The sequence below is a fragment of the Massilia scottii genome (assembly GCF_030846495.1).
In the GTDB taxonomy this organism is placed as follows: Bacteria; Pseudomonadota; Gammaproteobacteria; order Burkholderiales; family Burkholderiaceae_D; genus Telluria_A; species Telluria_A violaceinigra.
In genome coordinates, this window is record NZ_JAVCWM010000008.1 from 42726 (window position 1) to 55514 (window position 12789).

Here is a 12789-nt window from a genome sequence, read left to right on the forward strand (position 1 = left end):
AGAAACGACGGCGAAGAGTTAGCGGAACGCGGTGAGTAACCGTACCGCCTGCACCATCCGCTCTTCCAGGCTACCTGTGACAAGCGAATACCTGATCCCCCGCTCATCGAGCATCTGAACCACCTGCTCGTGAATCGTCTGGCGCACCGCCTCCGATTCGCGCTGCAGCCCATCCGCTTCCCAAGGCCCATCGGGCGCCGTCACGAGCGTTATCGCATACGCGTGGCGCTGCTCCAGCAACGACAACTGCGCATCCACCCTGTTCCAGTACCAGCGGCTGTAAATGGCCGTCATCAGCGGCGTGGTATCGCAGAACAGAAAACGGCTGGCTTGCCGAGCCGCCGCGTCTTCGCGCGCCATCTGGGTCTGCGCAATCGAAAACTGGTCGCTCTCTTGCGGCACGCGGCCGCTGGTATCGACAAATTCGCGCAGGTACTCGGGCACCCACACGGTACCGAAGTGCGCCGCCAGCGCCGCGGCCAGCGTCGATTTTCCAGACGATTCCGCGCCCAGGATGGCAACCCGCAGCACCTGCGTCATTGCTTGCCGTCCGCAATGCGCACCCAGGCGCGCCATCCGAACCACGCCATCACGACAAACGCCGCATACAGCACCGCCGTCGCATGCAGGTCCTTGTGGATGTACAGGCCGACATACAGCACGTCGACCACGATCCACACGATCCAGTTTTCAACCTTCTTGCGCGATAAAAGCAGCTGGCCGAGCAGGCTGCCCGCCGTCAGGAAACCGTCGATGTGCGGCACGTCGGTGTCGGTGTACCTGTACAGCGCGTAGCCGATCACGGCGTACAGCACCAGCCAGCCGGCGATACCGCCAATCCAGCCGAGGCGGCTCGACCGCGTCGCCACCAGCGGAGCATGCTGCTCGCCGCCATACAGCCACTGATACCAGCCCCACACCGACACGGCGATGAACACGCCTTGCAGGCCCATGTCGCCATACAGGCGCGCGTTGAAGAAGACGATGCCGTAGACGGCCGACGAGGCGATGGCGAACAGCCACGCCCAGTGAATCTGGCGGATATTGAGCGCGACGGTGATGACCGACAGGACCAGCGCTGTCAGTTCGATCGGTGTAGTGGCCAGGCCAAGCAGGACAAAGGATTCGTTCATACGGAGGGAGTGGCGGAAAGTGGCGCAATTGTAGCGTATGCGCCGCTTTCCAAAAGGTGGGGACGCCGCCCCCACCTCGACCGCATTTATTTGCGCGGGTACTTGATGGTCATTTCCTTGAGCAGGTTGTCGGCATGGTCGACTTCCTTCATCACCCACAGCATGTAGCGGATGTCCACGTGAATGGCGCGGGTGATGTCGCTGTCGAAGTACCAGTCCTTGGTCACCGATTCATAGGTCGAATCGAAGTTCAGGCCAACCAGTTCGCCGCGCTTGTTCATCACTGCGGAACCGGAATTGCCGCCCGTGGTATCGGCACTGGACAGGAAATTGACCGGCACCGTATTCAGCACCGGGTCCTTGAAAACGCCGTAACGCTTTTCCTTGACCGCGTCCAGCAGCGGCTTCGGTGCGTTGAACGGCTCGGCCGCGGTGTGCTTCTCGACGATCCCTTCGACGGTCGTGAACGGCCCCTTGACGATGCCGTCGCGCGGCGAGTACGGCGCCACCGTGCCGAAGGTCACGCGCAGGGTCGAATTGGCGTCGGCGTAGACCGGCTTGCCTTGCGATTTCTTCCATGCGATCACGGCCGACATGTACTGAGGGATGATGCGTTCGAGATTGCCGTCGATTTCCTTGCGGCGGTTTTCCAGCGCCATGGTCACGTCGTGCAGCTTGACGGCCAGCTCGATGAAGGCGTCGTCCGACTTGGCAAACGCCGCCGCATCCTTGCCGATCCAGCCCAGGCGCTTGGCGGTGTCGCCCAGCTCCGACTGTTTGTACAGCGCGCCGACGGCGCCAGGTGCCGGCAGAAGCGCGTCCAGGCCTTGCGGATGCATCTTCGCGGCCAGCTTCTGGTAGCGCTGCAGGCCGGCGGCAAAGCGCGCCTCGTCCACGCTGCCCACGTACGATTGCTCAAGGCGGGTCAGGCGCGCCTTGATGAACGACAGGTCGCGCTCCTGGTAGCCGGTTTCGCGCTTGGCGTCGGGCTTGGCCGCTTCCAGCGCCAGGCGGTAAACCGTGCGCGCGCTCTTCAGCAGGTCGCTGTTTCCGGCGACCGACCAGGCGAATTCCTGTTCCGACAGCGCCATGTCGGCAGCGATGGCGGCGTCCAGGTCGGCCAGCAGCGTTGGCGACACGCCCTGCTGGTTACCCGGCTTGTTGAACCAGGCGCGGAATTCGGCGTCCTGCACATCCTTGATCGCGGCGATGTCCTTGCGCGCGAAGCCATCGAGCAGGCCCTGGGTTTTCTTGAGCACGTTATTGATGCTCTTGACCACGCTGGCGTAGCGCACGTCGTGGGCGGCGCTGCCCTTGGTGGCGGCGGCGATGACGGCCAGGTCGGCCTGCATTTCGGCCACGCGCACCGGGAAATTGGCGTCACGCGCGAACCGGATCTCGGACGGCAGCTTGTAGCGGCTGGTGCGGCCCGGATAGCCGGCCAGCAGGATCGGATCGCCGTTCTTCAGGCCTTCGGCCGAGACGACCAGGAAGTCCTTCGACTTGTACGGCACATTGTCCGGTGACGGATCGGCCGGACGGCCATCCTTGCCGACGTAGGCGCGCAGGAAGGCGTAGTCGCCGGTCTGGCGCGGCCACTCGAAGTTATCGACGTCGCCGCCGAAATTGCCGATCATGTCCGACGGCGCGTACACCAGGCGCACATCGCGGATCATCAGCTGGCGGATGCGGTAGTACTCAAGGCCGCGGTGAAAGCTCGGTACCGAGCAGCGGTAAGCTTTGTCGGTCTCGCATTCGGCGGTCAGGGCCTTGATGCGGTTCTGGACTTCTTCGTTGCGCTCGCGCCCGGACATCGACGGCGACAGGCCCTTGAGCACGCGGTCGGTGACGTTTTCGACTTTTTCGGTGACGTAGACCAGGGTATTCGGGCCGCCCGGCAGTTCGGCGTCGCGCGTCTTGGCGAGGAAGCCGTTGACGATGTAGTTCTTGTCGGCGGTCGAATTGCGCTGGATGGCGCCGTAGGCGCAGTGGTGGTTGGTGACCACCAGTCCATCGCCGGACACGAACGAGGCCGAGCAGCCGCCCAGCGACACGATGGCGCTCATGGGGTGCTTGGACAGGTCGGCGAGCTTCTCGGCAGGGATGGTGATGCCGATGCGTTTCAGTTCCGACGACAGTTGCGGAAGCTGGTATGGCTGCCACTGGCCTTCATCGGCATTCGCGGTAGCGAATACGCCGAGCAGGGCGACGGGTAAGGCGATGGATTTCAACAAGATATACCCCAGAAGATAAAAGCAAGCGGGGAGTATATCGCTGATGCAAAGCGGTGGAAATGATTTTGTCGGGGGCGTATTGACGGACGGCGCGCCGGGAGCGAATGGTCGCCGGCGGGGCGGCGGCATCTTCAAAGTCCTGCGTTACAATCAATAGTTAATAAATAATTACCCTCGCTCCATGCCTACACCGCCTATCCTCATCAGAAACCCCATGAAAGCAGCGGGCGAGCCACCCGATCTGCTGGTGCTTCATCACGGCCAGGTGCGCCAGCCTGTCCCCGCCCTGTTGCAGGTGCTCGGTAAATTTTGCGACGACGGCGACGGCGGCGCCATCGTGGCGGCAGTCGCTGTCGACGGGCGCCATGGCTACCTTAACGCCAGCGGGGACTGGATCGTCGAACCCACCTTGAAAGACGCGCGTTCGTTCGGCAGCGATGGACTGGCGCGCTTTTGCGACCAGGGCCTGTGGGGCTACCGCGACCTGAAGGGCGCCGTGGTCATCGCGGCCCAGTACGAAAAGGCGGAAGCGTTCAATTTCGGCCTGGCCGCCGTCATGATCGGCAACCGTCAATGGCGCTACATCGATACCAGCGGGCAGTTCGCGTTCGACGGCATCCTGCCCCATGCCGGGCCGTTCACTGCAGCCGGCCTGGCCGTGGCATGCGGCTCGACCTACAAATGCGGCTACATCGACCGCAGCGGCGCGTGGGCGATCGCGCCGCGCTTCGAGTGGCCGGCGCCGTTTTCGCCGCTCGGTGTGGCCCCGGCCACCGAGAACGGCGAGCTGTATGGCATCATCAATCAGCAGGGCGAATGGGTGCTGGCGCCCTGCCACAGCCAAATCGACGCCTTCAACGACGATGGTCTGGCCTACTTCCAGGCTGGCCGGAATCACGAAGGCTACCTCGATGCGAGCGGCGTTCCGGTCATCCGCGACATGTACAAGCTGTCGCCGACCATGTGCAGCGGCATCGTTGTGCTGAACAACCTCAGATACGTGACTGCGCGCGGCCCGCTGGCATTCGACGCTACCCTGGACTGGTTCGGCGACTTCAACCCGCACGGCTTCGCGCTTGCGCGCGCCCGTGACGCGGCGCGGGGACCAGTGTGGGGCATCGCACGCGCGGATGCGACCTTCGCGATGGCGCCAGCCGACATGCTTGAACCGCTGACGGACAAGGACCACAACATCGCCGGATCACAGGCCGACACGCCACTGGTCGCTTTCCTCGCACGCGACGGCAGCATCGCCATGCTCGACCGCGATGCCCGCGTCATGTTCCGCCTGCGCGCTCAAACAGGCCCCAACGGCAGCTACGCGGCGCTGTACGACGATGCGGACCGCCTGCTGTGGCAAGGCCCGCCGTGCGCCACGCTGCAACTGCCGCAGCCCTACTTCTGCGCGTACGCTGAGGCGCTGCTGGTCGAAGTGCGCTCCGTCGACGGGCTGGTCCCGTATGCCGAAACGATGGTCGCGGCAACCAATGCCAAACTTCACAACATCGGCGCGCTGCTGCAAGCCGTGGAAAACGGCGAAGAGGAGACAGAAGACGCTTACGCCTACACCACCGGCAACGACGACGTCTTCAACCAGGACGACGACCCCGACGCCGGTGCCAGGCTGGCACGATCGCTGCGCACCAGGCGCCGCATCTTTCGCTCCTACCTCGACGAGGGCGAGAACATGCGTTTTGAATTCCTCAATGACGAGCGCCACGACATGATGACGGCGATGTACGCGCGCTGCGTGGCGCGCCTGGCCGCGCATTTCGGCCCGCCCTCGCTCGATCCCGACTACGCTGGCGCCGCACCGGCGCCGGACACGCAAGCCTGGCGTATCGGGCAACTGTGGCTGGGAATCTGGGCCGACAGCGAGTATGGCGACGGCGACTCATGGCAGCACATCTGGCTCGTCTGCGCACCATCCCGGGAAGCGCTGGAGTCGGCGTTGGCAAGCCACCGCGCGCCCTGAGCGCCCACTATCACCGCCCAATCGACTGAAACATGCGACATATGATTACCCAGCCTACCCTCATCCGAAACTACATGATGCGACCAACCGACGAGTGGAACGAACTGCTCGTGCTTCACGATGGGCAGGTCCACGTCGCGTCCCCCGGACTGCTGCAAGTATTCGGGCCATTTCTTGATGACGACGCAGGAGGGACCATTGTCGCCGCGATGGCCGTCAACGGCATGTACGGTTATCTGAACGCCAAAGGCGAATGGGTGGTGGCGCCGACACTCGAATATGCGCTTCCGTTCAGCGAAGGACTATCGCATTTCTGCGAAGATGGCTTATGGGGATACCGGAACCTGAGCGGAAAGGTCGCCGTCCCGGCTCAGTTCATGCGGGTGGAACCGTTCCGGCAAGGCCTGGCCGCCGTTCAGATGGGACGAAACAAATGGCGCTACATCGACATGAGCGGTCAATTCGCTTTCGACGCCAGCTTCGGCCTCGCCAACTCGTTCAGCGTGGTCGGCCTCGCCGCCGCGCGCGGCACCTCCAGCAAATACGGCTACATCGACCGCACTGGCGCCTGGGCGATCGCGCCGCGCTTTGCATTGCCGTACGCGTTCGCGCCGGCAGGCGTGGCGCCGGCGACCGAGAAAAACAACAAGTATGGCCTCATCAACCAGCAAGGCAAATGGGTTCTTGAGCCGTCCTACGAGCAAATCCACGACTTCAATGACGACAATCTTGCCTTCTGCAGGGAGTCGTACAACCATGACGGCTATCTCGACACGCATGGTGTGCTCGTCATTCGCGACATGGACCGCTTGTCGCAAACCATGCAGTGCGGGATTGCCGTCGATTCCCATCACACGTGCATGACCGCGCAAGGCGCGCTGGCATTCGACGCTTCCCTGGACTGGTGCGACCAGTTCAACGCCGACGGCTTCGCGGTCGCGCATCTGCGCAGTGCAACGCAAGCGCCTGCATGGGGTATCGCGCGCACCGACGGCACCTTCGTCGCGACGCCCGCCGACGTCATCGAACCGCTCAAGGTTCAGCATGCGCATGTCGTTCCGTCGGAAGCAAATACACCGCTGGTCGCCTTCCTGGCGAGCGACACGCGCGTCGCCCGGCCGGACGGCGCCCCTCCCGCCAGGAGCATCGCCCTGATCGACCGCGACGCGCGCATCGCCTACCGCTGGTATTCCGAGCCCTGCCCCGAGGGCAAATACCCCGCGCTGTACGACGGCGCCGGCCAACTGCTGTGGAAAGGCGCGCCGAACGACGTGCTGCATGCGCCGACGTTCTTCTTCTCCGCGTCCGCCGATTCCCTCCTCACTGAGCTCGGGAAATTCGACGATCTGACCGGGCTGGCCGAATCGATGGTGCAGGCATCCGAGGACAAACTGCACAATATCGATGGGTTGTTGCAGATGCTGGCAAGCGGCGAGGACGAAGAAACCATCGACAACAACAATAACGATGACTTCGAGGAGTATGACGATAGCCTCAGCAACGAAGAGCAGCTGGCGAAGTTGTTACGTACGCGACACCGCATCTTCCGCTCCTATCTCGACGAGGACGAAAACGCCCGCTATGAGTTTCTCGCCGCCGAACGGCAAGCGCTGATGGAAGCGATGCATGCGCGCTGCGTGGCACGCCTGACGCAGCGTTTCGGCTCGCCGGAGCGCGACCCCGATTACGCCGGCGAAGCTGCCACGCCCGACACCGTGGCGTGGTGTATCCAGCTTGCCCAACCGATGGCAGGACCAGAATCGGCGCGGCCGGAATCGAACCAGCTCTGGCTGGGAATTTCCACCCAGGTCGGCTATGGCGACGGCGACGTATGGCACCACATCTGGCTGGCTTGCGCACCGTCGAAAGAGACGCTGGAAGCAGCTCTAGCCGACCGCGACCTGGCCTACCGCGTTGACGACGACGATGACGGCGATCACGCACCAGACACTGGCAACTGGCCGGCGCGCGTACGCGCGTCGCCTGAAACCATACTTACCATGCCCGAGGAACTGATCGACGACCCAATCGCCGATGCCGCCATCGAGTCCGACCTCCGCGCTTACCCGTTCCTGCCGCCGCGTTTGCAAACCGCCGCACGGCTGGAAGCACTGATTCGGCGTGACGCATCGGCTGCAGCGAACATCCCGCCGGTGGCCATGACCGCCGACGGCCTGGCCCTGGCGCGCTCGCTATATGCCGGCAACCCCGAATGGAAGTACTACGACGCGCGCAATTCGGCCATCCCCACCGAGCTTGATCATGCGTGCCTGGACCATATCTGGGGCTGCCTGCTCGACGAGAAAACGTGCGAGACCGCCTTGTTCAACGATGCGAATATCCGCCATGTGCCGTGGTGGCTGCACAGCGAGAAGATCGCCGGCATGGCGCTGGCCGCGAACATCAACAACCTCTATTTTATTGCCCGTTCGGCGATCACGCCTGAACTTGCCGAGTACGTGTCCAGCCGGGGCAACCCGAAGCTGATCGCACGCATCCCGCCCGCGCTGCTGACGGAGGAGCTGTGCGCGCGGGCGGTTCTGAAGAACGAAGACGCGTTTGCCACAGTGCCCGATGCGCTCAGGGAGGCAGTGGCCAACGCGCTTATCGCGCGCGATGCGGAAGCGGCGGACGGCACCGGAAGCCGCTGGCATGCCTTGCGCGCCTGGACACATCTGGCAAACGGTGATCGCGATGCAGCGATCGCCGATGCCCAGCACGCGATCAGTCACACCGACTCCCCGGTGCACATGCACTACGTGCTTGCCAGCGCCTGGCGCGACAAAGGCGATCTTCAGCGCGCCGCGCTGGAAGCGGCCAAGGTGCTGTCGCTATGGGACGACTACGTTCCCCGGTTCGGCCCGGACGCCGACGTCGCCTGGCTGCACGCCCTGGCACAAGGAGCGGCCAGCCAGGCGGACGACGCAACGCTGCTGAAAGAACTGGCGTCGCAGCCGCAGCTGCTCGCAACCATCCCGGGACGACGCATCACTCGCGCCATGGTCGGCGCAGCCGTTGGCATCGATCCGCAAGCCGTGCGCTTTGTGCCGCGACGCCTGATGACGACGGCGCTCTACGAACTGGCGTACAGGGAAGGCTGCAAGCAGTTCGGGCAGCTTCCGCCGTCGGTCATGAGCGAGGCGTTTTGTCTCTCCGCCGTGAACGAGCAAGGCTACGAACTGAAACATGTGCCGCCGGAGCTGCGCACGCTCGCTCTGTGCATCGCATCGGTGCGCGAACGCAGCTGGGTCATCGACGACGTGCCGGCGCCGCTGCGTGAAGCCGTCCTTGGCGCACCCGCCTTGCCGTCCGTCTGAACAATCACTTACACGAAAGCGGTCCGCACATGATCGAGCAGCCGATCCTGATCCGAAATTACATGCACGCCCCAAGTGAAGAGCCCTACCTGCTGGTAGTTAACCACGGCCGCGTAACACAGCCCGTTCCCGCCCTGAAGCGCGTCCTGGGCGCGTTCCACGACAATGGCCAGGGCGGCGGCATCGCGGCGGCGCAGGCCACAGATGGCCACTATGGCTACCTCGATACGCACGGCGCATGGGTGGTCGAGCCGACGCTCGACAACGCGCGTACCTTCGGCGAAAATGGCCTGGCACGCTTTCGCAGCGATGGGCGATGGGGTTATCTCGACCTGACAGGAAACACCGTCATCGCGCCGCAGTACGAAGCCGCACTGGCGTTTTGCGCAGGCTTGGCGGCTGTACGGACGGCCGCCAACAAATGGGCCTACATCGACACCAGCGGCAAACCAGCCTTCAAGGGCACCTTCCGCGAAGCGCATAGCTTCAGCGCCGCCGGCCTTGCCGCGGCGAGCATCAAGCGCGACCTGTTCGGCTACATCGACACCAGCGGCGCCTGGGCTATCGCACCGCGCTTCGCAAGCGCCCTGGCATTCGACGCCCAGGGCGTGGCGCCGGCCTCGGAAGACGGTGAGCTGTTTGGGCTGATCGGCCTGCGGGGAGAGTGGATCTTGCAGCCTTGCCACCGGAAGATCGGCCAATTCAATGCCGACGGCCTGGCCTACTGCGAAGAAGCCGGCGAGCGCTGGGACGATGGCGGCTATATCAACGCGCGCGGCGAGCACGTGATCCGCCACAAACGGCGCCTGTCTCCGAGCATGTCGTGCGGGTTCGCGGTGGAAGCCGACGGCGCGTACGTCGACGCGCAAGGGACTCTGGACTTTGGCGTGTACGTCAGCTGGGCACATCGTTTCAACCAGTTCGGCTTCGGCATCGCGCGCTTCGCCGGCGTCGAACGAACACCGCAGGGCGCCGTCGATCTGCCGCCCGTGTGGGCCATTGCCAGGGACGACGCAAGCATTGCCATGCTGCCCGCCGACGTGCTCGAACCGGTAACGGATGACGACTGCATGGTTGTATCGGCCGAGGCGAACACGCCCCTGGCTGCCTTCATCGCCAGCGACAGGAGCGTCGCCCTGCTCGACCGCGACGCGCGCGTGGCGTACCGCCTGCGCGCCGAGCAGGGGCCTCAAGGCCGCCATGCGGCACTGTACGATGCCGCTGGTGCCCTTCTCTGGCAAGGTGCGCCACATGCGGCGCAGCACATGCTCCATCCGTTTTTCTCGGTATCCGCCGACGCGCTGCTCGAAGAGATCGATAGCGTGGACGATCTGATCACGTTCGCCCAAGCGATGATGCTGAAGACGGAAGAAAAACTGCACAATATCGACGCCCTGCTGCAAGCGCCCGATGGCCCCGGGGAGGACGAAGATGAAGGTGAAGGTGAAGACGAAGACGAGGATGAAGACGAGGATGACGACGAGGACGATGACCTCGACAGCGACGAAAAGCTGGCAAAATCGGTCAGCACGTCCCGCCGCATTTATCAGTCCTACGTGGACGGCCACGTGAACGCCGTGTACGAATTCCTCAGTTTCGAGCGCGAGCGGATGTCCGAAGCGATGTACGCACGCTGCGTGGAGCGCCTGGTTGCGCACTTTGGCCCGGCCGACCCGGCCCCCGACATTCCGGACGGCTCGCCAGTGGCCGGCCTGCCCGGGTGGCAGGTCGCATTGCGCCAGCCGATTGCCGGTCCGGATGCGACCCGGCCCGAATCGAACCAGTTATGGCTGTCCATCGAACTGGAAAGCGACAATGGCGACGGCAACGAGTGGCACAATATCCGCCTGCTATGCTCCCCTTCCAAGGAGACGCTGGAGGCCGCGGTTGCCGGGCGTTGCCCGGCCGCTCCGGCGCTGCCCCTCGAAGAAAACCCCGTGCCGTAACCGCGCCTGCCGCCGCCCAAAACCACTTCCATGCGGAGGGTGCGGCCGCCGAACTGCGGCTGGTGACTGCGGGCCGTGTCAGCGCTACGGCCATATCGACGCCAGCGGCATATGGATCGGCACTGCTGACATGGATGACGCGCGCGGCTACTGTGACGAGGGCATGGCGCGCTTCAATGAGGCCGTCCCGGCGTCGCTGTCGCCTCGCTTACAGGCTATCGAACCAGCCATCAGCGGAAGGCACGCCGACCAGCTCGATCGCCGCCGCGGAATGGCCGGCCCGCTCGGGCGCATTCAGGTCGACCGACATGCGTGGGGCCGAGATGGTGTTGATCGCGGCGGTGATCGGAGCGTGCATATAAATGACATCCGTTTCGTTCGTGACACTGGCCAGCAGCCCGCGCGCGGCGGCTGCCGCCGCACTGCCGCTGTAAGCCGCCGCCCGCTCGATCGTATCGAGAGCGAAGGTGAAGGTCGATGCCACATCAATCTTGTTCGCCACCGTGATGCTGTCAAGCAGACCCTGGGCCGAGGTATTCGACTGGGCACCGGCCATGATCGACAACGATGCGTTGGCGCGGGTCAGTGCGCCCGAGTCGATCGCCTCCGACCAGAACTTGAGTCCACTTTCGGCCGGCGCCCGGTTCAGCACATTGTGGAAAATGGCGTCAACGAAGGACTTGCTGTCGCCCTGGTAGAGAAGCTTCGATTCCGCACTCAAGCCGAAGGAATCGATCAATCCCTTGATGGCTGGATCGAACGCATATTTCGCCGCCAGCTCATTCGCACTGCGTGGCGCGCCCATGCCGATCAACTGGTCCTGGAAGCTTGCCAGCCCCTTGGGGTCGGCCGCACGCCCAAAATAGGCAATGTACAGCGACTGGGCCAGGTCGTTGTAGGTGAGGGTCAGCGGCTTGCCGTTAAATTCGATTTTTTCGATGTTGGTCAGGATATCGGCATCGGCAACGAATGCGGCCTGGATTCGGATCTCGGCGCCGTGTTTGACAAGCGAATACCCGACCTGCGGATCTTTATAGACCACCGTATCGGTGCCGGCACCGCCATCGATGTTTTCGTTTTTCGCGGTCGCGATCAAGCGGTCATCAGCCGCCGTTCCCATGACGTTTTCGCCGGAAGGGCGCACTGCGTCACCGTAAACAGCGATGCTGAATGCGCTCGAAAATGGGCTTTTGTCCCACCCGGGTGTGATGTAGAACTTGCCGGAATAGGGCGCAACGAACTCGCGGATTTGATCCAGTCCGGCCACGTTGTCGTTACTGGACGCGATAACGTTGCCGAACTTGTCGTACAGTTGCAGAACCAGGGCCGGGTAGTTGTTGTTATCGCTGGAGAAGGAGTAGCTCCTGTCCTGAACGGCGTCAACAGCAAACGTGACATGATCAAATGCAGTTTTCCCGCGGTTTTGAAAAAGGGCGATGCTGTCCCACTGTTGAGCAACTGACGCGCCTCCAAACGGGCCGTAAGGCTGGAACGGTAAAACACGGGCGCTGGCCATCTGCTCGGCGCTCAAATCAGGCAGCGCATCAATCGTCAAATAATTCATGAATTAGGGTTTTAATGTGATAAAAGTTACTTAATTATAACACATATTTCCCAAAAGACTTAACCCATCGATACCGCCCAAGCGCCGGACTGCGTGTAATCGATTCGGCACCGGCAAGCAGCTCAGCGACGCTTGCGTTTTTTCGGTGCCAGCATGGTGCCGGTGCAGGTCGGCGCGCCGCAGCGGCATTCGAAGGCTTTCTTGACGGCCGGCGTGTGGCGCTCTTCGTAGATCAGCGCATAGTTGTATTTGAGTTCTTCGTCGCGCATGATCGGGTGCAGCGCATGGATGAACACCCTGCCCTCGTCTTCCTGCGCCTCGCAATTCGGTTCGCAGGCGTGGTTGATGAAGCGCGAATCGTTGCCGCCACGGCCGCCGTCGATGACCATGCCGTCGGCCAGCGAAAAGAAAAAGGTGTGATTGACCGGGCCGCCGCCGGCTTCGGCGCGCGCCGCCGATTCGTCGGACGTGATGCGCTCGCCCGTGTATTCGGCGATCTGCTCCCCCGGTTCGATATCGCGCGTGGCGAATACGCCGTTGCCGTGGATGCTGGAGCGCCGTACTTCGTAGCAGGCGGGCTCGGTTTTACTGGATGTGGAGGGTGTGGTCTTCATCCATCT

General features: G+C 63.2%; 8 protein-coding genes. 3 read left to right on the plus strand and 5 right to left on the minus strand.

Translation table 11 applies throughout. The annotated features are described in order from the left end of the window. Positions 1 to 18: 18 nt before the first annotated feature. The 3 genes from RBA41_RS12965 to RBA41_RS12975 form a co-directional block, all read right to left on the minus strand. Entirely contained in the window at positions 19 to 540 is a 522-nt protein-coding gene (locus RBA41_RS12965; protein WP_306624339.1) for an AAA family ATPase, read from the minus strand. Further along, the gene (pnuC, locus tag RBA41_RS12970; RefSeq protein WP_306624341.1) at positions 537 to 1133 is read right to left on the minus strand and encodes a nicotinamide riboside transporter PnuC; all 597 of its coding nucleotides are present in this window, start codon (positions 1131 to 1133) and stop codon (positions 537 to 539) included. Before pnuC ends, RBA41_RS12965 begins: the two co-directional genes overlap by 4 nt. Before the next feature lie 86 nt (positions 1134 to 1219). Further along, positions 1220 to 3367 carry a S46 family peptidase gene (locus RBA41_RS12975; protein WP_306624342.1) on the minus strand — a complete coding sequence of 716 codons (2148 nt, stop codon included), beginning with the start codon at positions 3365 to 3367 and terminating at the stop codon, positions 1220 to 1222. 214 nt (positions 3368 to 3581) lie between these two features. Between RBA41_RS12975 and RBA41_RS12980 the strand changes: the two genes are divergently transcribed. The 3 genes from RBA41_RS12980 to RBA41_RS12990 all read left to right on the plus strand — a co-directional run bounded on the left by RBA41_RS12980 (position 3582) and on the right by RBA41_RS12990 (position 10605). Continuing rightward, the gene (locus RBA41_RS12980) at positions 3582 to 5342 is read left to right on the plus strand and encodes a WG repeat-containing protein (protein ID WP_306624344.1); all 1761 of its coding nucleotides are present in this window, start codon (positions 3582 to 3584) and stop codon (positions 5340 to 5342) included. A 74-nt stretch (positions 5343 to 5416) separates the two neighbouring features. Further along, positions 5417 to 8659, plus strand: a complete 3243-nt coding sequence (locus tag RBA41_RS12985) for a WG repeat-containing protein (RefSeq protein WP_306624346.1) — start codon at positions 5417 to 5419, stop codon at positions 8657 to 8659. A gap of 62 nt (positions 8660 to 8721) precedes the next feature. Then, positions 8722 to 10605, plus strand: coding sequence for a WG repeat-containing protein (locus RBA41_RS12990; RefSeq protein ID WP_306624348.1), 1884 nt, complete (start codon positions 8722 to 8724; stop codon positions 10603 to 10605). Between the two features lie 208 nt (positions 10606 to 10813). On the opposite strand, the gene RBA41_RS12995 is transcribed toward RBA41_RS12990, so the two are convergent. Together RBA41_RS12995 and RBA41_RS13000 are read right to left on the minus strand one after the other, a co-directional pair. After that, on the minus strand, positions 10814 to 12169 hold the full coding sequence (locus RBA41_RS12995; RefSeq protein ID WP_306624349.1) for a DUF4214 domain-containing protein: 1356 nt from the start codon (positions 12167 to 12169) through the stop codon (positions 10814 to 10816). Positions 12170 to 12291: 122 nt separating this feature from the next. Next, positions 12292 to 12783: an SET domain-containing protein gene (locus tag RBA41_RS13000; protein ID WP_306624350.1), complete on the minus strand. Its 492-nt coding sequence runs from the start codon at positions 12781 to 12783 to the stop codon at positions 12292 to 12294. Positions 12784 to 12789: the final 6 nt, after the last annotated feature.